This window comes from Kitasatospora sp. NPDC002965, from assembly GCF_040611255.1.
In the GTDB taxonomy this organism is placed as follows: domain Bacteria; phylum Actinomycetota; class Actinomycetes; order Streptomycetales; family Streptomycetaceae; genus Kitasatospora.
Genome location: NZ_JBEXNT010000003.1, coordinates 107,928 through 128,475, shown reverse-complemented (window position 1 = coordinate 128,475; position 20,548 = coordinate 107,928). Strand labels below are relative to the sequence as shown.

Annotated in this window: 20 protein-coding genes; 13 read left to right on the top strand and 7 right to left on the bottom strand. The window is 73.4% G+C overall.

Annotated elements, in window-relative coordinates; all coding sequences use genetic code 11:
- Window positions 1–23: 23 nt before the first annotated feature.
- Window positions 24–1,139, bottom strand: coding sequence for an LLM class flavin-dependent oxidoreductase (locus ABZY91_RS02585; protein WP_355399236.1), 1,116 nt, complete (start codon window positions 1,137–1,139; stop codon window positions 24–26).
- Window positions 1,140–1,675: 536 nt separating this feature from the next.
- Here ABZY91_RS02585 and ABZY91_RS02580 point away from each other — a divergent pair.
- Together ABZY91_RS02580 and ABZY91_RS02575 are read left to right on the top strand one after the other, a co-directional pair.
- Entirely contained in the window at window positions 1,676–2,272 is a 597-nt protein-coding gene (locus ABZY91_RS02580) for a VTT domain-containing protein (protein WP_329883678.1), read from the top strand.
- A gap of 402 nt (window positions 2,273–2,674) precedes the next feature.
- A complete protein-coding gene (locus ABZY91_RS02575; RefSeq protein ID WP_355399234.1) occupies window positions 2,675–3,967 on the top strand; it encodes a hypothetical protein in 1,293 nt (430 codons plus the stop codon).
- 159 nt (window positions 3,968–4,126) lie between these two features.
- On the opposite strand, the gene ABZY91_RS02570 is transcribed toward ABZY91_RS02575, so the two are convergent.
- The 4 genes from ABZY91_RS02570 to ABZY91_RS02555 form a co-directional block, all read right to left on the bottom strand.
- Window positions 4,127–5,203: a glycoside hydrolase family 6 protein gene (locus tag ABZY91_RS02570; RefSeq protein ID WP_355399232.1), complete on the bottom strand. Its 1,077-nt coding sequence runs from the start codon at window positions 5,201–5,203 to the stop codon at window positions 4,127–4,129.
- A gap of 200 nt (window positions 5,204–5,403) precedes the next feature.
- Window positions 5,404–6,081, bottom strand: coding sequence for a uracil-DNA glycosylase (locus ABZY91_RS02565; RefSeq protein ID WP_329883756.1), 678 nt, complete (start codon window positions 6,079–6,081; stop codon window positions 5,404–5,406).
- 181 nt (window positions 6,082–6,262) lie between these two features.
- Window positions 6,263–7,492 carry a low temperature requirement protein A gene (locus tag ABZY91_RS02560; protein ID WP_355399230.1) on the bottom strand — a complete coding sequence of 410 codons (1,230 nt, stop codon included), beginning with the start codon at window positions 7,490–7,492 and terminating at the stop codon, window positions 6,263–6,265.
- 84 nt (window positions 7,493–7,576) lie between these two features.
- The gene (locus tag ABZY91_RS02555) at window positions 7,577–8,356 is read right to left on the bottom strand and encodes an HAD-IIA family hydrolase (RefSeq protein ID WP_329883673.1); all 780 of its coding nucleotides are present in this window, start codon (window positions 8,354–8,356) and stop codon (window positions 7,577–7,579) included.
- Window positions 8,357–8,938: 582 nt separating this feature from the next.
- Between ABZY91_RS02555 and ABZY91_RS02550 the strand changes: the two genes are divergently transcribed.
- Complete coding sequence (locus ABZY91_RS02550) at window positions 8,939–10,039, top strand: Gfo/Idh/MocA family oxidoreductase (protein ID WP_355399227.1); 1,101 nt, start codon at window positions 8,939–8,941, stop codon at window positions 10,037–10,039.
- 107 nt (window positions 10,040–10,146) lie between these two features.
- Here ABZY91_RS02550 and ABZY91_RS02545 read toward each other — a convergent pair whose 3' ends face one another.
- Window positions 10,147–10,572: a type II toxin-antitoxin system VapC family toxin gene (locus ABZY91_RS02545; RefSeq protein WP_329952452.1), complete on the bottom strand. Its 426-nt coding sequence runs from the start codon at window positions 10,570–10,572 to the stop codon at window positions 10,147–10,149.
- Window positions 10,565–10,849: a type II toxin-antitoxin system Phd/YefM family antitoxin gene (locus tag ABZY91_RS02540; RefSeq protein ID WP_188295332.1), complete on the bottom strand. Its 285-nt coding sequence runs from the start codon at window positions 10,847–10,849 to the stop codon at window positions 10,565–10,567. The genes ABZY91_RS02545 and ABZY91_RS02540 overlap by 8 nt, the downstream gene beginning before the upstream one ends.
- Before the next feature lie 137 nt (window positions 10,850–10,986).
- Between ABZY91_RS02540 and ABZY91_RS02535 the strand changes: the two genes are divergently transcribed.
- The 10 genes from ABZY91_RS02535 to ABZY91_RS02490 all read left to right on the top strand — a co-directional run bounded on the left by ABZY91_RS02535 (window position 10,987) and on the right by ABZY91_RS02490 (window position 20,327).
- Window positions 10,987–11,406, top strand: a complete 420-nt coding sequence (locus ABZY91_RS02535; RefSeq protein ID WP_355399224.1) for a type VII secretion target — start codon at window positions 10,987–10,989, stop codon at window positions 11,404–11,406.
- 3 nt (window positions 11,407–11,409) lie between these two features.
- Window positions 11,410–12,867 (top strand): hypothetical protein, encoded by a 1,458-nt coding sequence (locus tag ABZY91_RS02530; RefSeq protein ID WP_355399222.1) that lies wholly within the window; start codon window positions 11,410–11,412, stop codon window positions 12,865–12,867.
- Complete coding sequence (locus ABZY91_RS02525) at window positions 12,864–13,412, top strand: hypothetical protein (protein WP_329952454.1); 549 nt, start codon at window positions 12,864–12,866, stop codon at window positions 13,410–13,412. The genes ABZY91_RS02530 and ABZY91_RS02525 overlap by 4 nt, the downstream gene beginning before the upstream one ends.
- A 79-nt stretch (window positions 13,413–13,491) precedes the next feature.
- Window positions 13,492–13,788, top strand: coding sequence for a DUF6412 domain-containing protein (locus ABZY91_RS02520; RefSeq protein ID WP_329952455.1), 297 nt, complete (start codon window positions 13,492–13,494; stop codon window positions 13,786–13,788).
- Between the two features lie 159 nt (window positions 13,789–13,947).
- Entirely contained in the window at window positions 13,948–14,736 is a 789-nt protein-coding gene (locus ABZY91_RS02515) for a YidC/Oxa1 family membrane protein insertase (protein WP_355399220.1), read from the top strand.
- A gap of 195 nt (window positions 14,737–14,931) precedes the next feature.
- Entirely contained in the window at window positions 14,932–15,702 is a 771-nt protein-coding gene (locus ABZY91_RS02510) for a CDP-alcohol phosphatidyltransferase family protein (protein WP_329883665.1), read from the top strand.
- Between the two features lie 258 nt (window positions 15,703–15,960).
- Entirely contained in the window at window positions 15,961–17,265 is a 1,305-nt protein-coding gene (locus ABZY91_RS02505) for a serine hydrolase domain-containing protein (protein WP_355399218.1), read from the top strand.
- Window positions 17,266–17,452: 187 nt separating this feature from the next.
- A complete protein-coding gene (locus ABZY91_RS02500; RefSeq protein ID WP_355399216.1) occupies window positions 17,453–18,793 on the top strand; it encodes a serine hydrolase domain-containing protein in 1,341 nt (446 codons plus the stop codon).
- Between the two features lie 112 nt (window positions 18,794–18,905).
- Window positions 18,906–19,808 (top strand): aminoglycoside phosphotransferase family protein, encoded by a 903-nt coding sequence (locus tag ABZY91_RS02495; protein ID WP_355399214.1) that lies wholly within the window; start codon window positions 18,906–18,908, stop codon window positions 19,806–19,808.
- A gap of 165 nt (window positions 19,809–19,973) precedes the next feature.
- Window positions 19,974–20,327, top strand: coding sequence for a hypothetical protein (locus ABZY91_RS02490; protein WP_355399212.1), 354 nt, complete (start codon window positions 19,974–19,976; stop codon window positions 20,325–20,327).
- The last annotated feature ends 221 nt before the right edge of the window (window positions 20,328–20,548 follow it).

Sequence of the window (20,548 nt, the reverse complement as noted above, 5' to 3'; positions counted from 1 at the left end):
GGCGGCCGCCCCCGAGGGGGTTCTCAGGCGTCGGCGGACTTCGCCCCGGTCAGGCCGTACGCCTCGGCGATCAGCCCGTAGGAGCGGTACCGCGCCTCGTGGCCGTGGATGTGCGAGGTGACCATCAGCTCGTCCACCCCGGTCCGCTTGCGGAGCGCCTCCAGGCCGTCGGCCACCTCGCCCGGTGAGCCCAGGACGACGTTGCCCAGCCATTCGTCGATGAAGTCCGCCTCCACCGGGCTGTACGGGTAGGACTCCGCCTCCTCCGGCGTGGGGATCGGGCCCGGGTTGCCCCGGCGCAGCCGGAGCATGCCGAGCGCCGCGGACCGAGCGAGCCGGCGGGCGGTGGCCTCGTCGTCCGCCGCGACCGCGCTCACCCCGATCAGCGCGTACGGCTCGTCGAGGACCGCCGAGGGGCGGAACGCGGCGCGGTAGAGGTCGAGGGCCGGGACGGTGTTCACGCTGCTGAAGTGGTGCGCGAACGCGAACGGCAGGCCGAGGCTGCCGGCCAGCTGGGCGCTGAAGCCCGAGGAACCGAGCAGCCAGACCGGCGGCCGCCCCTCCCCCTTGGGCACGGCGGTCAGCCGCGCGTACGCGTGGTCGGGCGGGAAGGTGCCGTCCAGGAAGTGGGTCAGCTCGGCGAGCTGCCGGGGGAAGTCGTCGGCGCCCTCCGCCAGGCCGCGGCGCAGCGCGCGGGCGGTGGCGGGGTCGGTGCCGGGGGCGCGCCCGAGGCCGAGGTCGATCCGCCCGGGGTGCAGGGCCTCCAGCAGGCCGAACTGCTCGGCGATCGCCAGCGGGGCGTGGTTGGGCAGCATGACCCCGCCCGAGCCGAGCCGCAGGGTGCTGGTGTGGGCGCCGAGGTGGGCCAGCAGGACCGCGGGCGTGGAGCTGGCGACACCGGGCATGCCGTGGTGCTCGGCCACCCAGAAGCGGTGGTAGCCCCACTCCTCGGCGCTGCGGGCCAGGGTGGTGGTCGCGGACAGGGCCTGCGCGGGCGTGTAGCCGACGCCGACGGTGGCCAGGTCGAGGATCGACAGGGGCGCCGGCGCCGTGCCCCGGGCCGTACCGCGGACCACCTCGTCGACGCGTGGGTCCGTCCGGTGGTCCCGCTGGTTCTCGTGCCGGTCCTCGGTGGTCATGCCGTCCGTCCTCCTGGCCGTGGTCGCTGCCGTGCGCCGGTGGTGTCCACCGGTGTCGCTCACCGGTCTCGGCGGTCAGTGCCGTCGCCGGTGCCGAGGATGGTCAACCACGCGGCGGGGTCCGCTGTTCCCCGCCCGGTCCCGGCCCCGCCGGCGCCGTATCCGGGGACCCGCGCCGGAGCGGCGGGCACGCGGCTGACGCTCCGCCAGCATCCGAACACCCGTGGCGACTTCACGCCAGCGCGGGAAGTCGCCAGCCCCAGGGCTCGCGGTCGGCGGTCGGCGTCCGGCAGGCTATGGGCCAGGAGCGGATCACCCAACCGGATCCGCACTCACCAGCAAGATCGTCGGGCTGGACCAGCGCCGATCGATCCCCGCGAGCCCCCGGAGCGGCACCCCGCTCCGGGGGCTCGCGCCATGGTGGGCCCTGTGACCCGCAGCACGCCGGGGTGCTTCATGGCATGAAAAGTCGAGGCGCTAGCGTTGTCCTCTGCAGCCACCTGCTCCCCCGGGCGGTCTGGAGGGAGATTTCGGATATGGACATCGCGACGCTGGTCGGATCCTCGTGGATCTGCGCCCTGGCGCTCTGCGCCGTCCTCGGCGACGCGTTCCTCCCCTTCATCCCCAGCGGGACACTCGTCATCCTGGCCGTGCTCAAGACGGCACAGATAGACGGTGCGCCGCTGATGCTCGGGCTCGGGGTGGCGATGGCCTCCTTCCTCGGCGACCTCCTGTTGCTCCGGGTCGCCCGGAGCGGGGCACCCATGGTCCGGCGGCGCCTCGAACACCGGCCGCAGCTGGCCGCCAGCGTGGAACGGGTCCAGCAGGCACTGGACGGACGGACCACCCGGGCCGCCGCCGCGATGGTGGTGATCGCCCGGTTCGTACCGGCCGGGCGGACCGTGCTCGACCTGGCCATCGGCCACTCTCCCGCGCACCCTCACCGGTTCCTCCGGTGGTCGGCGCTGGCCGCCATGATCTGGGCGACCTACATCGTGACCCTGGGCTGGCTCAACAGCCACTGGTTCGACACCGCCTGGCTGAGCCTCGCGGTCTCCTGCACGGCGGCCACCGCGATCAGCACGGCCATCGCACGGGTCGTGCGGCGCAACCGCCGCCTCTCCCTCGGCTGACGCCCCGGCACCGCGACGCCGCGACCACCGCCGGGCGCCGAGCACCGGCACCGAGCCCCGCGTACCGGGCATCGAGTGCCCTGCATCCGGCATCGGGCATCGGGCATCGGGCATCGGGCATCCGGCATCCGGCATCCGGCATCCGGCATCCGGCATCCGGCATCCGGCATCGACGCGACCAATCCGTCGAAACGGGCGAATCGTCACAGGACGGCAACAGACGACACCTGCGCGCATCCCGCACACCTGTGCCATGCGTGTTCAGTGTCGACGGACCCCGGCACCTTCGGTGCCCCCGCGTCCGTATGCCATGCTGAAGACGGAAATCGATCAATTGTCCGATTTGGCCGGATCGGCCACGGCCACGGCCGCGACCCCCGGCCCGGGGCACCAGGGGAGACCATGAGCATCATCTCTCGCAGGACCGTGCTCGCAGCCGGCGCCGCCACCGCGGCCCTCGGTGCGGTGACCGCCTGTTCCGGCAGCGGGTCGGGCTCGGGCTCGACGTCCGGCCCGACATCGGGCTCCGCCCCGGCCCCCACCGGGAGCAGCGGAAGCAACGGACCGACGAGCGGCGCCCCCACCACGAACGGCCCCAAGGGCACCCCGATCGGGGACGGCTCCACCTCTGACACCGGCCCGCAGCCGAACCAGCCGAAGGCGGAGAAGCTCAAGCCCGGCGAGCGCCCGCCACAGTTCGTGGTCCTCTCCTGGGACGGTGCCGGCGCGACCGAGGACGGCCAGTTCCCCCGCTTCCTCAAGCTCGCCGAGGAGCACAAGGCCTCGATGACGTTCTTCCTCTCCGGCATCTACACCCTGCCGAAGGGCAAGGCGAACCAGTACCAGCCGCCGAAGCACTCGGTCGGCGCCTCCGACATCCCGTACCTCTCGGACGCCGGGGTGAAGAGCACGATCAAGATCATCAGCCAGGCCTGGCTGGCCGGTCACGAGATAGGCACCCACTTCAACGGCCACTTCTGCGCGAGCCGCTCGGACGGCAACGGCGTCAACAAGTGGACCCCCGAGGACTGGGAGAGCGAGATATCCCAGGCCGTCGGCTTCGTGACCCAGTGGCGGACCAACACCGGCTTCACCGACGTCGACCCGCTCCCCTTCGACTACCGGAAGGAGCTCATCGGCGGCCGCACCCCGTGCCTGGAGGGGCAGAAGGCCCTGCTGCCCACCGCCGCCAAGCTGGGGTGGAAGTACGACGCCAGCTCCCCCGGCGGCCAGCAGATCTGGCCGCAGAAGGTGCAGGACGGCAAGGTCTGGGACTTCCCGCTGCAGAGCATCCCGTTCCCCGGGCACTCGTTCCAGGTGCTCTCCATGGACTACAACATCCTGGCCAACCAGTCGGCCGGCAGCACCAAGGGCGACCCGGCGAAGTACGACGAGTGGCGCGCGCAGGCCCGCGACTCCTACGTCGCGGGGTTCGACCGCGCCTACAACGGCAACCGCGCGCCGTTCTTCATCGGCAACCACTTCGAGCAGTGGAACGGCGGGATCTACATGGACGCCGTGGAGCAGACGATCAAGGCCGTGGCGGGCAGGCCCGAGGTCCGGCTGGTCTCCTTCAAGCAGCTGGTCGAGTGGCTGGAGGCGCAGGACCAGTCCACCCTCCGCAAGCTCCGCACCCTCGGTGTCGGCCAGGCGCCGGCCGGCGGCTGGGAGTCCTTCCTCGGCACGGCCGGCTGACGTCCCGCTGCGGCGCACCCCTTCTTCCGACGGACGGGCGAGCGGGCGGACGGGCGAGCGGGACCGGGGACAGACACCCGGTCCGGCCCGGGCAGCGCCGAGCGGAGCCGGCCCGGACAGGGCCGGGCCGGTGTGGGGCGGAGCCGGGCCGGGCCCGGGCTAGCCGGCGGCCTGGGCCAGCCCGAGTGCGTACGGCAGCCAGAACTCGCCCGCCCGGGGCTCGCCGCGCCCGCACTCGCCGTCGGACTCGCCGGGGTTCTTGATCCAGAGGTAGGCGTCGACGCCCGGCCGCCCGGTGTCGGCGGTGGGCGGCGCCCCGAGCGCGCGGCCGGGCGGGTTGCACCACGCCTCGCCGCTGAGCGGGCCGTTGCCGTTGCGACTGGTGTCGATGACGAAGTGCTTGCCGTCCAGCAGGGCGGAGAGCTGGGCACCGTACGTGGCGTTCCGGTCCGTGGTCGAGAAGTTGGAGACGTTCACCGCGAAACCGTCCGCCGAGGCGACACCGGACTTGCGCAGCGCCTCGGCCAGCGCGGAGGGGTCCTGCACCCACCCGGGATTTCCCGCGTCCAGGTAGACCCGCACCTGCGGGCGCTTCTTCAACTCCTGGACGGCGAAGGCGAGCAGGCCGTACCGCTCGGCCGCCGCGTCGCCCTTGACCCCGCAGGTGTCCAGGGTGTGCGCCACCGCGTCCGGCTCCAGGACCACCCAGGCCCGGCGGTCGCCCAGCGCCTCGGCCAGGCCGGTGATCCAGGACCGGTACGCGGCGGCGTCGGGCGCACCGCCCGCCGAGTACAGGCCGCAGTCCCGGTGCGGGATGTTGTAGGCGACGAAGACCGGCGTGCGGTCCGCTGCCGCGGCCCGCCGGCTCACCTGCTCGGCGATGCCCCGGGCCGCCTGGTCGCCGAGCCACTGCGAGGAGGGCTGGGCGGCGATCCGGAGCAGGGTGTCGGCCTCGGCCGTGCGGCCCTGGCCGCGCAGGGCGGACAGTTGACGGGCGGCGGAGGTCTGGTCGGAGACGTAGAAGGCCTGACCGGGAAGCTGCGGCAGCACGCCCGCGCCCCCGGCGGGTGCACCGCCGGGTGGTGCGGGGGCCGCCGAGGCGCCCGTCGACGCGGCGCTGTTCGAACTCCCGCCGCCGGAAGGCCCCTTGACCGCCCCGGCGCTGCCTCCGGCGCACCCCGCGACGCCCGTCACCAGCCCCAGCATCGCCGCCCCCGCGGCCAGCCGGAAACCCACTCTTCGCCCTGCTCGGCGCACGTACCGCCCCTCCCAGACCCGGTCGGGCGACCGGTCGGTCCCCAGCTTCGCATACCGGGTACCGCCCGCTGTTCACCAGCCGGTGAACAGCGGGCGGCCGACGCCGAGTGGACTGCACGTCAGATGCCCCGGAGGGCCTTCCGGGCGGACGGCCGGGCGCCCCGGCGGCCGCCGGCGGATCAGCCCTGCTTGAGGTCCGGCACCCGCCAGTCGATCGGGTCGACGCCGAAGCCCTCCAGCGCCGTGTTGATCTGGGAGAACGGCCGGCTGCCGAAGAACAGCTTGGCGGAGAGCGGCGACGGGTGGGCGCCCTGGACCACCACGTGCTTCTCGGTGTCGATCAGCGGCAGCTTCTTCTTGGCGTAGTTGCCCCAGAGCACGAAGACCACCGGCTCCTCGCGCGCGCTCACCGCCTTGATCACCGCGTCGGTGAACTTCTCCCAGCCCTTGGCCTTGTGCGAGTTGGCCTCGTGCGCACGGACCGTGAGCACCGCGTTGAGCAGCAGCACGCCCTGCTCGGCCCAGTGCATCAGGTAGCCGTTGTCGGGCGCCGGGATGCCGAGGTCGGCGTCCAGCTCCTTGAAGATGTTGCGCAGCGACGGCGGCGTCTTCGTACCGGGCAGCACGGAGAAGCTCATGCCGTGGGCCTGGCCGTCGTCGTGGTACGGGTCCTGGCCGAGGACGAGCACCCGGACCTTGTCGTACGGCGTGGCCTCCAGCGCGGAGAACTCCTGCCCGCTCGGCGGGAAGACCTGCTGCTCCGCGCGCTCGGACGCCACGAAGGCCGCCAGCTCGGCGAAGTACGGCTTCTCCGTCTCGGCGCCCAGCACCGTGTGCCAGGACTCGGGCAGTTCCAGCCCGGCGCCCGCCTCCGGCGTACCCGGCTCCGTCACGCCCGCCTCGACCGTGTCCGTCACGACATCAACCTCCCACCGGACGGCCGCTCACCGCCGCACCGCCCCGACCCTCGGACGCCCTGCGGCCCTTGCGCCGCACGCCCTCTTTCCACACCGAACGCTACACAGGCCCACTGACAGTTCACTCCGCCGGAGCCGCAGGTGCCACGGGTGCCGCCGGGGCAACCGGGGCCGCAGGGCCCACGACGGCACCCGCGGCCACCGATTCGCCGGGGGCCGCACCGCCGGGCGCCGCGGTCCCCGCCCGCGCCACGCGGAGGTGCTCGACCACGTTCAGCACCACCAGCACCACCGCCAGCGCCACCAGCGCCGTGATCGCCGGCCACCGCACCATCGCCGGGGCCAGGGCCAGCACCACCGCCGCCGCCACGATCCGGGTGGTCGCCACCCTCCGGAACATCATCCACCGGGTGTAGCCGAAGGCGAGCAGGTACAGCCCGCAGCCCCCGTAGAGCAGGGCCACCGTGCCCGCGCCGAGCGCCCGGCGCGGGTCGGCCACCGTCTCGCCGAAGCCGACCGCCACCGCGATCACCCCGGCCACCAGCGCCAGGTGCCCGTACTGGAAGACGCGCCGGATGACGTCCCGGCGCGACTCGGCGACCGTGACCGCGTGCCGCATGGCGTCGGCCGCGTGGACGAAGTACTGCCACCAGAGCCCCGCCGAGATGGTGAACGCGGCGGTGACGGCGACGAGTTCGGCCGCGTCGAGGGGCACCCCCGCCGCGGTGGCGCCGATCCCGACGATGGACTCGCCCAGCGCGACCAGCAGGAAGAGCGCGAACCGTTCCGGCATGTGCACGGGGTGGTAGGCCACCGCGGCGAGCCGGCGGCGCAGGAGCACCGGCGCGGACAGGTCGCAGAGCGCCGCCAGCGCCCAGAGCACCGTCCGCGGCCCCTCCGGCAGCAGCCCGCCGGCGAACAGCAGCGGTCCGCTGACCAGCACACCGACCCCGTACGGTCCGCGCCACACACCGGGGACGCGGACGACCAGCAGCAGCAGGACCACCCGGGCCGCCCAGTACCCGGCGCCGAGCAGGACGCCCCGGCCCCCGTAGGCGCCGGGCACGGCCAGCGCCATGACCAGGCCGGTCAGCCCGACGGCGAGGATGCCGAGCCGGTCGCGCGGGTTGTCCACGTCCCGGATGTTGGCCTGGACGGTGGTGCCGACCCAGCACCAGTAGACCGGCACGAACACCACCAGGGCCCGGCCGACGCCGGCCCAGTCGTGGTGGTGGTGCAGCAGACCGGAGACCTGGGTGATGGCGAAGACGAAGACCAGGTCGAAGTAGAGCTCCGCCCAGGTGACCCGTTTCTCCTCGACCGCCACCGGTGATTCCCCCGTAGTACTCATCCGCCCCTCCTCGGCGCACAGCGAACGGGCCCCGCCGCCCGACCGTCGGCCGGGGCGGCGGAGCCCGCAACAGCAGTGCCGAGGCTAGACCAGCTCGACGAGGTCCGCGATGGAGTTGAACACGCGGGTCGGCCGGTACGGGAAACGCTCCACGTCGGCGGCGGCGGTGAGGCCGGTGAGCACCAGGATGGTCTCCATGCCCGCCTCCATGCCGGCCACGATGTCGGTGTCCATCCGGTCGCCGATCATGACGGCGGTCTCCGAGTGGGCGCCGGCCGTGTTGAGCGCCTCGCGCATCATCAGCGGGTTGGGCTTGCCGACGAAGTACGGCTCGACGCCGGTCGCCTTGGTGATCAGTGCGGCGACCGAGCCGGTGGCCGGCAGCACGCCCTCGGTGGACGGGCCGGTCTCGTCCGGGTTGGTGCAGATGAACCGGGCGCCCTGGTTGATCAGGCGGATCGCCTTGGTGAGCGCCTCGAAGCTGTAGGTGCGGGTCTCACCGAGGACGACGTAGTCCGGGTGGTTGTCGGTCAGCACGTAGCCGGCCTGGTAGAGCGCGGTGGTCAGGCCGGCCTCGCCGATCACGTAGGCGGTGCCGTTCGGACGCTGGCCCTTCAGGAAGCTGGCGGTGGCCAGGGCCGAGGTCCAGATGCACTCCTCCGGCACCTCCAGGCCCATGCCGGCCAGGCGGGCGCTGAGGTCGCGCGGGGTGTAGATGGAGTTGTTGGTGAGGACCAGGAACGGCTTGCCGGACTCCCGCAGCCGACGAAGGAACTCCTCCGCGCCGGGGATCGGCGTGCCCTCGTGGATGAGGACGCCGTCCATGTCGGTCAGCCAGGACTCGATGGGCTTGCGGTCTGCCACGTGCGTGTCTCCCGAAGTCTTGCCATGTAGTGCGATGGTCATACGAAACTGCGGCGCACCGTCGTCACCGTTGCGCCTCCCACCGACCGGACCCTCCTCGGGACACCGGACCGCCGGGGGTACTGCTGGCTGCCCCAACGGGGCACAGCCTAATCCGCACACCAGGCCGACGGCAGCATGTCCCGCCCAGCGGGACGGGCACGGGACGCGCGGGGAACGGGCACAGGTCGAGTACGGGACGAGTGCGGGACGGGCCGGAGAAGGATCACCGCAGGACCGTCCCTCCGCACCGCTCCCCCGCCCCGCCCCGTCTCAACGAGTCCTTAACCCACCCCTAACCGCAGTGATGACCCCTCAGCAGAACCGCCCGGCACGGTTAGCGTGAACGGCACGCCGACCAGGGGCCCGGACGGACCCCCTCGGCGCTGCGGTAGCTGCCGCCGCCGCGACCCCCACCGCGGCGGCGACAGCTACCGCCGCAGACAGCCCTCCGGGGCGCGCCCCCCTCCCCGGGCGCCCCGGAGGGTCCCCCGTGACGCAGGAACCGGGGCAGACCGGACACCCCGTGGTTGAGTAGGGCCCATGACCCCCTCCACGCGCCCCGTCTCCCGGAACGCCGACCCGGCCCGCCCGTTCCGCGTGGGCCTGATCGGCTACGGCCTGGCCGGCTCCGCGTTCCACGCCCCGCTGATCGCCACCACCCCCGGGCTCCGACTGGACGCGGTGGTCACCGCCAACCCCGACCGCCGCGCCCAACTGCACCGGGAGCACCCCGACGCCCGCGCCGTCGACACCCCCGAGCAGCTGCTCGCCGACCCGGACGCGCTCGACCTGGTCGTCATCGCCTCCCCCAACCGCACCCACGTCCCGCTCGCCCGGGCCGCCCTGGAAGCCGGCCTGGCCACCGTGGTCGACAAGCCGCTCGCCGCCACCGCCGCCGAGGCGCTGGAGCTCTGCAAGCTGGCCGAGTCGCACGGCACCCTGCTCACCGTCTTCCAGAACCGTCGCTGGGACGGCGACTTCCTCACCGCCGCCCGTCTGGTCCGCGAGGGCGCACTCGGGCGGGTCCACCGGTTCGAGTCCCGCTTCGAACGGTTCCGGCCCAAGCCGAAGCCGGGCTGGCGCGAGCTGGCCGACCCCGCCGAGGTCGGCGGCACCCTGTACGACCTGGGCAGCCACCTGGTCGACCAGGCGCTCGCCCTGTTCGGGCCGGTCGAGACGGTGTACGCGGAGATCGACGTCCGCCGGGACGGCGCGGTCGTCGACGACGACGCCTTCCTCGCCCTCACCCACGCCGACGGCACCCGCTCGCACCTGTGGACCAGCGCCGTCACCCCGCTCGTCGGCCCCCGCCTACGGGTGCTCGGCGACAGGGCCGGCTACGTCAAGTCGGGCATGGACCCGCAGGAGGCCGACCTCCGGGCCGGCCGCCGCCCCGACGGCACCGCCCCGTGGGGCGCCGACGACCCCGCGTACTACGGCACCCTCGGCACCGACGAGACCGCCGCCCCGCTGCCGACCGACCCGGGCGACTACCCGGCCTTCTACGCGGGCGTCGCCGCCGCCCTCGCCGACCCCGGCACCCCGCCCCCGGTCGACCCCCGCGACGCCGTCGCCACCCTCGCCGTCCTGGAGGCCGCCCGCGCCTCCGCCGCCACCGGCACCGCCGTCCGGCTCGGCTGAACCCCGGAGCCCCACGGCACCACGCCTCCCCCGCCCCCTCCGGCTTCCTCAGGCTTCCTCAGGCGAACGGAGGACCGGAGCGGGGAGGGGGAGGAAAGGGGCGACCCTCAGATCCCGATGACCTCGACCGCCGGACCCAGCCCCTTGAAGTCCGCCAGGTTGCGCGTGTACAGCGGCAGGCCGTGGGCGGAGGCGATCGCGGCGATCATCAGGTCGATCCGGCGCGGGCGCGGCTGGCGGCCGGCGGCGATCGTCAGGGTGACCAGCGTCCCGTACCGGGCCGCCGCCGCCGCGTCGAACGGCAGCGGCTCGAAGTCGGCCATCGCCGCGCCCAGCACCTCCAGCCGCGCCGCCCGGCTGACCGGGTCGCGGGCCATCGAGACGCCCTGCTGGAGTTCGGCGAAGGTGATCGCGGTCAGCTCCGGCACCGCGGGCAGGTCGGCCGCGCCGAGCAGCGCGAGGTCGATGTAGACGCAGGTGTCCAGCACCCCGGCCGGCCGCCGGCGACGGGGTGCTCTCCGCCGCTCAGCCACGCCGCCGCTCGAACGGGTCGCCGTCCTCGTCGCCCACCAGTTCCTCGGGACCGAAGTACTCCTCGGCCTCCTTGCGCATCTGCTGGTAGTCGACCCGCGGCAGCTTCACGTGCCGCGCCACCAGTTCCTCCGCCGTGAGCCGCCGCCGGCCCGACACCGGCCGCAGCTCCGCGACCTCGACCCCATTCCTCGTGATGTGGAAGGTCTCCCCCGCCTCCACCGCGTCCATCACCGCTGCGGAGTTGTTCCGGAACTCCCGCTGGGTAATCGTCTTCATGCTTTCCAAGGTAGCCCCGTGTAGCACCGGCGGCTACACCCCTGCACCGCCCTCCGGAAACGCCCCACAACCGGACCGTCGGTGCGCTAACGTCCGACCGTCGACGCAGCGCACGGCGGACAGAGGGGGCTCTGGCCATGACCGACACCACCGAGGCACAACACAATCCCTGGCTCTACGGCCAGGACGGCCCACCGGCCGGCATCCCCGCCCAGGCCACCGGCCCGGGCCCGTGGGCCACCGGCACCTCCGGGAGCGCCCCGGTCCACGTCGAACCGGCCACCCTCCGGCAGGCGGCCGGGGTGTCCCGACGCCTCCAGGGCGAGCTGAGGAACTCGGTCGTCCACATCGAGCCGGACACCGGCGCGGCGGCCAGGGCGCTGTCCGCCGACTGCTGGAGCACGGGGGCCGCGCTCTCCCAGGTCCTCACCTGGTGGAAGGCCCGCTGGACCAGCATGGACAACCGCCTCGGCCTGACCGCCGACCGGCTGGAGGCCACCGCCGGCGCCTACCGGTCGACCGACGGGGCCTCCGCCTCCACGTTCAAGGCGCCGTGAGCCGTGGTGACCTTCGCGCAGCTCCGCCACGGCTCCTTCGAACCGCTGGGCAAGGCCGGAGACACCTGGAACGGCGTCTCCGGACACGTCGAACAGATCGCCGGCCGGCTACGGTCGGGCGTCCTGCAACCGCTGACCGGAGCCGGACCGCACGCCTTCTCGGCCCCGGGGAGCCGCGCGTGGACCGGCCTCGCGGCCGACGAGGCCGCCCGGGAGATCGGCCTGCTGGCCGACGAGCTGACCGCGTTCCGCTACGAGGCACTCGCCGTCACGGCCGCCCTGCGCCGGGCCGAGTCCGCGTTCGCCCGGGCCAGGCAGGACCTGCTGCGCGCCGTCGGCGACGCCGAGGGGCTCGGCGCGACCGTCTCGGACGACGGCACCGTCACCCTGCCGCCCCTCCCCGCCGAGGAGCGCAACGACCCGGACTCGATCGCCTACCAGAAGCGGAAGTGGGACGAGGTACAGCAGCACATCGAGGCCATGCGCAAGGCCGTGACCACGGCCACCGAGGCCGACACCACGGCCGCCGCGGCCCTGCGCGCCCTCGACCCCACCCAGGTCGACCCGGCAACCCGCCCCGGCGCCCTTCGGGACGCGAAGGCGGATGTCATGGGCGCGGTCGGCATGCCCAAGGACCGCAAGGACGTCCCGGCCTGGTGGGCGACGGTGGACCCCGCCGTCCGGGCGCAGCTGCTGGAGCTCTCACCGGGCCCGCTGATCGAGGCCGGAATCCTCGACCCGACCTACAAGTGGTCACCGCCCGACAGCGGCGCGGGCCCGTTCCACGTCCGCGAGCCCGACGCCGGCGATCGGACGTTCTACGCTGTCGCCACCGGGCTCGTCGCCGGCGGCACGTTCGTGGGTCACGAGGACGCGGCCCGCCACCTGCAGCACTTCCTGGACGCGAGCGGCGAACCCTTGACCGTGAGCGTGGACCGGATGCTGCGCGATGACCCCAACTTCCGCAACCACGTGGATTCGTCGATGGCCGCCAATGATGCCCAGTGGCGTGAGACCGCGTTGGCTGCCTACGCGAAGGCAGGAGGGTCCCCCGTCGCGGTCCCGGTGGAGACGAAGAGCGACTACACGTTCCGCCAATCCGAGCAGCCCAACTGGTTCACCGCAGTGGGAAGCCAGCCGTACGTCGTATCGGGGGTGGTGACCGTGAAGCCGGGGCCCGACGGCAAGCCCGCCGTTTCCATGCAGTACCAGGTCAATGTCTGGGACAGGTACAACTGGGACAAGGACAAGAGCACAACGATCGCCGGCATCAACATCTCGGACGCGGACATGCAGAGGCTCCACCAGACGGGCCTGGCTCAGGAGTACGACATCAGTGGTCGGAGTTCTGCGTCGACCCGGGTAGTCGGCGACGGCTCGCCTTTGGTACCCGGTGGCACCGGCGAGAGATACGCCGATCGGGAGGGCGGACCCGCCGATCCGGGGAGGCAGACCCGATGAGCGGCGTGCGTACCGGACGGCGACGGCGTGTGTGGATCTGGGTGCTGGTGGTGCTCCCGCTGGCCCTGCTGGGAGCCGTCGGATATGTGGCGTTCCGGGCGGATGCCGAGCTCCGTCATCCGGAGCCGAACAGCGGGCGGCCCGGGTCGTGGATGACCACGCTGACGGCCACCGAGATCTCCGAGTTCACCCAGGTGCCCATCCCTGCCGGCGCGGTCGACGCCCGATGGGGATACACGAAGGGCTTCCAGGACGACACGGCTGTGCTGGCGTTCCGGCTGCCGGCCGACGAAGTGGACCGTTTCACGGCCGGCCTCAGAGAGGCGACGTGGAAGGAGGCCGCCCGGCCACCGGACACCGGCGCCCTGCGGGACCTGCAGCGCATCGGGGCCCCTGATCCGCTCTCCGCACTCACCCTGCGCTACGGCACCTTCGTCTCACACCTGCCGGGGCACACCAAGCGTGTGGCGAGCCAGGTATGGCTGGGACCGTCAGCCGGCGACAGCCCCGTCCAGGTGTGGGTGTACGCGATGAACGTTCCCTGAACCGAGTCGGGAACCTCTGTGGCAGCCCGGCCGTATCCTGGGCTGGAGCACTGGTCCGGAGCACAGGAAGGAGCACGCCGTGGCGCTGGTCGCGATGCTGCTCGGGGTGTTCCGGGTGCTGAGTGGGGAGTGGCTCGTCGAGGGTGGCGGGTCGCTGGCCTCGGTGGCGGCCGCAGCGGCCGTGGTGCTGGTGACCGGAGCGGTCGCGGGGGCGCTGGTCGTCTCGCGGCTGTTGGGGGCGCGGGCTCCCGCCGCCGTCAGGGCCGGGGTGTTGCGCAGACGCGCGTTCAGGACGGCGTTCCTTCCGCAGCGTGATCCGGATGCCCGGGGCCGGCGACGCCCCAGGGCGCCGGGGGCGGCCCCGGCGGCCGCGTAACCCCCCGCACGACTGCTGGGCCGTTGACGCGGCCGTCCTCCGCCGACCACTCATTTCCGCGCGCCGCCGGCCTTCCGCCGCATGCCCCGTACGCCGTGTCGTACGCGCCGCATGCCGCTTGCCGCAGCGCGCCGAGACCCCCGGAGGGCTCGCTCCACCATGTCCGTTTTCGCATTTCTCGACCCGGCCGTCGGCCTGGCCCACGACGTCGTCGCCGCGCTGGCCCAGGTCGTGCCGACGGCGCTCGCGATCGTCCTGTTCACCGTCTGCGTCCGGTTGGCGCTGCACCCGCTGGCGCGGGCCGCTGCGCGGGGCGAGCAGACCCGGACCCGGTTGGCGCCGCAGGTCGCCGAGCTGAACCGGAGGCACAAGGACCGGCCGGAGAAGCTCCGGGAGGCCCTTGCCGCGCTGTACGCGCAGGAGAAGTCCTCGCCGCTCGCCGGATGTCTGCCGATGCTGGTGCAGATTCCGTTCTTCTCGGTGATGTACCGGCTGTTCACGACGCCGAACGACCTGCTCGGCCACACCCTGTTCGGCGTCCCGCTGGGCCTGCACGTGGGGAGCGCGCAGGGCGTGGCGCAGTGGGTGGTGTTCGGCGCGCTGTACGCCGGGTTGGCGGCGGTGGCGTACGTCGGCTTCCGGCGGGCCCGTCGGGCGCAGGCCGCGCAGAAGGAGCAGCAGGCGTTGCAGGCGGAGCAGGCGAGGAAGGCTCGGGGCGGCCGGGCGAAGGGCGGGGCGAAGGGCGGTCCGGCGGCCGAGGCCGCGTTGCCGCAGCCGGCGCTCGCGCTGTTGCCGTACCTGTCGTTCGGCACGGTGCTGTTCGCCGCACTGGTGCCGCTGGCCGCCGGGGTCTACCTGCTGACGACCACCGCGTGGTCGGCCGCCGAGCGGGCGTGGTTGCACCGTAACGCGCCGGTGCCGGTGGGCGCGGGCGTGGCGCTGGTCTGACGGCGGCCGACCGGGGCGGCGCGCCGACCGGCCGCCGCCCCGGTGAGCCGCCCCGGCCCCGTGCCGACCACCGCTCCCCCCGCCCCTGACCGGGAGCCGACCGGCGGGTGGCGCTGCTCTAGCCTGAGCTGATCGTTTTCGTCGTCCGCCGACCACCCGGGTCCCCGGCCGGCGGACAGGTGGAGGGATGTCGTCATGGTGGTCGCTGCTCCGGCGTTGGCCGAGTTGCGGGAGGTCTGCCAGCCGCAGGCGAAGCTGGCGAGCCGCAACGGGGAGCACTGGGCGGGCCGGCTCTACATGCGGCGGCTCTCCCTGCGGGCGACCCGGCACCTGGTGCGGACGTCGGTCTCGCCGAACACCCTCACCTGGCTGATGGTGGTGTGCGGGGTCGGGGCCGGGGCGGCGCTGTTGATCCCGGGGTTGGCGGGGGCCGCGCTGGCGGCGGTGCTGTTCCAGGGGTTCCTGTTCTTCGACTGCGTGGACGGCGAGGTGGCGCGCTGGACGCGCCGGTTCAGCACGGCCGGGGTGTACGTGGACCGGCTCGGCGCCTACCTGGCGGACGCCGCACTGATGATCGGTGCGGGCGTCCGGGCGGCCCGGGGCGGGTCGGAGCTGTGGGTGTCGGTGGGGCTGGCGGCCGCGCTGGGCGTGGTGCTGCTGAAGGCGTCCACGGACCTGGTCGACGTGGCGCGGGCGCGCAGCGGGCTGGCCCCGGCGGACGAGGAGTCGACGCAGCCGCGGTCGCAGGGCATCGCGACGGCGCGGCGGCTGGGCTCGATCCTCAAGATCCACCGGGTGACCAACGGCATCGAGGCGTCGCTGGTGCTGCTGGCCGCGGCGGTCGCGGACGCGGTGGTGGGTTCCACCGATCCGACGCAGGGGACGGTCGCGGCGATCGCGGTGATCACCTGGGGGATGGTCGTCGCCCACCTGGCGTCGATCCTCTCGTCCTCCCGCCTGCGCTGAGCGGCTCCACCAACCTCACCGACAGCACGGTCCGCCCCACCGGCAGCAGCGGTGACACGGCGGGCCCCGATGCGCCCATCCCGGACCTCAAGTCAAGCCACCCGCAGAGTATTTGACGACGAACGCCCCCCGCCGTTCGGCTCCGGAGGGGTACCCGCAGGACGCACCGCGGCACCCTCCGCAGGACGACGCGGGCGGCGCGGTGCGGATGCGAACGTGGTGGCCGGGGCCCGGAGGTCGGGCCCGGGAGGGATCACCATGCACGCCAACCACTTCGTTCGGCCGCGCCGCCGCAGCAGGCTCGCCCTGCGGTTCGCCGCCGCCGCGCTGGCCGGGGCGACCGTCGTCTCGCTGGCCCCGACGGCGGTGGCGGCGGGGGCCGGCACCGCCACCGACTCCGCCGACTCCTCGGCCTCGTCCGACCGGCACCGCCCGTCCGTCGACCTGGGCCCGGAGCTGCGGGACATCGTCTCGCGGGGCTCCTCGACCGCCGCGCTCGGCGAGACGCGCGAGAACGGCCGCCGGACCTGGCGCGACGCGGCCGGCGTCACCGACCTGGACTCCGGGCGTCCGGCGCGCGCCGACGGCCGGTTCCGGATCGGCAGCATCACCAAGACCTTCGTCTCCACCGTGGTGCTGCAGCTGGCCGACGAGGGCCGGCTCCGGCTGGACGACCCGGTCGACCGCTACCTGCCGGGGGTCGTGCCGAACGGCGGCGCGATCACCCTGCGGCAGGTGCTGAACCACACCAGCGGTCTGTACGACTACCTGGAGGACCCGCAGTTCCTCTTCCACGACGAGGCGAGCCTGCGCGCGTTCCTCGCCCAGGGGCGCTGGACGAACTACCGCCCGGAGCAGCTGGTCACGGTCGGCGTGCAGCACGCGCCGTACTTCGCGCCCGGCCAGGGCTGGCACTACTCCAACACCAACTACATCCTCACCGGGATGATCATCAAGAAGGTCACCGGCCACACCTGGCAGCGCGAGGTCGAGAAGCGGATCGTCGAGCCGCTGAACCTCGACAACACCTCCTTCCCGGGCTCGTGGCCCGGGATCCCCGGCCCGCACGCCCACGGGTACGTCAAGCTGCCGGAGGGTCCGGCGGACGTCACCCTGATCAACCCGACCGTCGGGGACGCGGCCGGCAACGGCATCTCCACCACCAGCGACCTCGACCGCTTCCACGCCGCCCTGTTCGGCGGCAAGTTGCTGTCGGCCGCCCGGCTGGCCGAGATGACCACGGCCGTCCCGGCGCCGATGATCGGCGCGCACTACGGGCTGGGCCTGATCCGCTACGACCTGCCGTGCGGCGAGGTCTGGGGCCACACCGGGGGCATCCCGGGGTTCAACTCGGTGCTGCTGGGAGCGCGGGACGGCTCGCGGCAGTTCGCCCTCTCGTTCAACCTGCTGGAGGGCACCGAGACCGAGGAGACCGAGACCACGCTGAACACGTTCATCCTGAGGGCCGCCTGCGGCCCGGACACGGCGGCGGCCCCGGGGACCCCCGCGGCGAAGGGAGCGGGCGGAGGCTCGCCGTCGACGACCTTCAAGACGCTGCGCTGATACCGCAAAACTCGACAAGTCAAGCGCCTCGACGATGATTTGACCGTGCGTCATGCCTTCCCTTCGGCCGGGCGCCCGGTCCTCGGGACGCACGGTCGATGACCCCCTCAGGACGACGCGCCGGTGTTCCGTTCGGTGCGAACGTGGTGCGGACGGCCCGGGGCCGGGCCGGAAGGGGCGGGGCACCATGACCATCGTTCAGGCTCGATCTCCGTACCGGCGACGCCGGGCGGGGCTGCGGCTCGCAGCCGTCGCCCTGGCCGGGGCCACCGTCGTCACGCTCGCTCCTACCGCAGCGGTGGCGGCGGCGGGGGCACCAGGATCCGCGACCGGGTCCGCGCAGGAACGTCGACCCCGCGTCGACGGACAGCAGGAACTGCGGTACCTCGTGGAGCACGGCGGGATGACCGCCGCGCTCGCGGAGATCCGCGACGCCGGCCGCCCCCTGTGGCGGGGCGCCGCCGGGACCGCCGACCTGGCCGACGGGCAGCCGGCCAGGTCGGACGGCCGGTTCCGCATCGGCAGCGTGACCAAGTCGTTCGTGTCGACGGTCGTGCTCCAGCTCGTCGGGGAGGGCCGGATCCGGCTGGACGACCCGGTCGAGCGCCACCTGCCGGGCGTCGTCCCGAACGGCGGCGCGATCACCGTCCGGCAGCTGCTGAACCACACCAGCGGCCTGTTCAACTTCACGGAGGACGACCGGTTCCTGGTCAGGACCGAGGCCGAACTGCAGGACTTCGTGTACGGGACGTGGCGTTACCGGAACTACCGGCCGCAGCAGCTGGCCGCGGTCTCCGCCGAGCACCCGCCGTACTTCGCACCCGGACAGGGCTGGCACTACTCGAACACCAACTACGTCCTCGCCGGGATGATCATCAGGAAGGTCACCGGACACACCTGGCAGCGCGAGGTCGAACGGCGGATCGTCCGGCCCCTGCACCTGGAGGACACCTCCTTCCCGGGATCCGAGACCGGCCTCGGCGGCCCGCACGCCCACGCCTACGCCGCGATGCCGGCCGGACCGGCCGACGTCACCCGGTACAACACGACCGTCGTGGACGCGGCCGGCAACGGCATCTCCACCACCGCCGACCTCAACCGCTTCCACGCCGCGCTGTTCGGCGGGAAGCTGCTGCGGCCGGCCCAACTGGCCGCGCTGACGGACACGGTGGAGACCTCGACGCCGGAGATGCGCTACGGCCTCGGCGTGTTCCGGATCGATCTGGGCACGGGGTGCGAGGCGGCCTGGGGCCACGACGGCGGCCTCCCCGGGTGGAGCACCCTGCTGGTCGGCACCGGGGACGGGCGGCGGCAGCTGGCGTTGTCGCACAACCCGTACCTGGGCACGGACAGTTCGGCGAGCGGCGAGGCGATCGGCTCGCTCCTGGCCAAGACGCTGTGCGGCCCGGTCGCGGGCGCCGGTGTCGGCGCCGGTGTGGCCCCGGGCGCCGGGACTCCCCCGCTCGTGGGAGCGATCCCGGGCACCGGGCCGGAGCTTCGCGTGGAGCTCGGCCCGGCCACCCGCTGACCGGCCCCCGGAACCGAGCGGGGGCGGAACCGGACGGGGCGGACCGGGCGGGGCGGGGCGGGGGGGAAAAGCGGTTGACGCCCGTCGCCGCCCGCCGGTCGGATGGTGTCCCATGAGCACAGGGCAGTTGCACCCCGGTCAGCACGCCATCGACGAGGACCTCGTACGGCGACTGGTCGCCGGTCGGTTCCCGCAGTGGGCGGGGCTGCCGGTGCGGGGCTTCCCGTCCGGCGGCACCGTCAACGCCATGTACCGGCTGGGCGACGACATGGTGGTCCGGCTGCCGCTCGTCGACTGGGGCGAGGTGGACGTCGCCACGGAGCAGGAGTGGCTGCCGCGCCTGGCACCGCTCCTGCCGACGGCCATCCCGGCGGCGATCGCCCTCGGCGGGCCCGCCGAGGGGTATCCGTGGGCGTGGTCGGTGTACCGCTGGCTGGACGGGAAGAACCCGGAGGCCGGCGCGCTGACCGCGCCGGTCCCGCTGGCCGAGGACCTGGCCGGGTTCGTGTCGGCGATGCGGAGCATCACCCTCCCGGGCGGGCCCGCCGCCTACCGGGGCGGGCCGGTCCGGCTGCTCGACGAGTCGACCCGGGAGGCGATCGAGGAACTGCGCGGCCTCCCCGAGGAGGGCGTCGACTGCGACGCCGCGGCCGCCGTCTGGGAGGACGCGCTGCGGGCTCCGGTGTGGGACGGGCCGCCGGTGTGGCTGCACTCGGACCTGATGCCGGGCAACCTGCTGGTGGACGGCGGGGGCCGGCTCACGGCGGTGATCGACTTCGGGTGCGCGGGCGTCGGCGATCCGGCCTGCGACATGTTCCCGGCCTGGAACCTGCTGCCCGCCGAGGGGCGGGAGGTCTTCCGCAAGGCGCTCGACGTGGACGACGCGACCTGGCGGCGCGGCAGGGGGCGGACCCTCGCGCAGGCACTGGGGGCGCTGCCGTACTACCGGGAGACCAACCCGCTGATGGCGGCCAACGCCCGGCACGTGATCCGGGCGGTCCTGGAGGAGAGCTGAGGCGCGCGGCGCAGGTGTCGCCGGACCGTCGGCCGCCCGCCTCCACCTGCCGACGCCGTTCGACGCCCGTGGCGGTGGGCCCGAAGCCCTCCGCCACGGCGAGTCGGCTTTGAGGGCTCAAACAAATGACTCGTTGGGGTAGTTGAGTTGGGAGAGTATGACGGCATGCGCATCCTCGGCCTCGTCTTCGCGGGCACGTCCACGCCCCACCGCTCTCAGATGGCCGCCTTCCTCGGCGACACCTTGGGCTTGCCCCGTGTTCAGGTGGGCGGCGTTGAGGCCGACTTGTTCGAACTGCCCGACGGGTCGACCTTCGCCGTGGCCTCGCCCGGCGGGATGGGGGCGCCCCGGTCCGTCGGCTTCCTCGTGGACGATCTCGACGCTGCGGCGGCGGATCTGCGCGAAGCGGGCGTCGAGGTAGGGCCGATCGGCGAGAACGAACGTGAGCGGTACCTGCACTTTCGGGCTCCGGACCGCGAGCTCTACGAACTGACGGAACGCAAAGCCGGCATTGCGTGATCTCGAAGGCGGCGGTTCGACCCGCTCCCACGACCGTCCTCGACCTCCCACAGCTCGCGCCGCACCACCTCGGGGGCAGTCGCACGCCCCCACACCTCGCCGATGCCGGGGTGAGCGCGACATGGCGGGCAGTCATGTCCGGTGACTCCTTGTGTGAGGAGTTCTTAGACCGGCCGAGGGGCGGTGTTCCTCCGCTCGGGTAGCCGGTCGCCGCGCCCGAC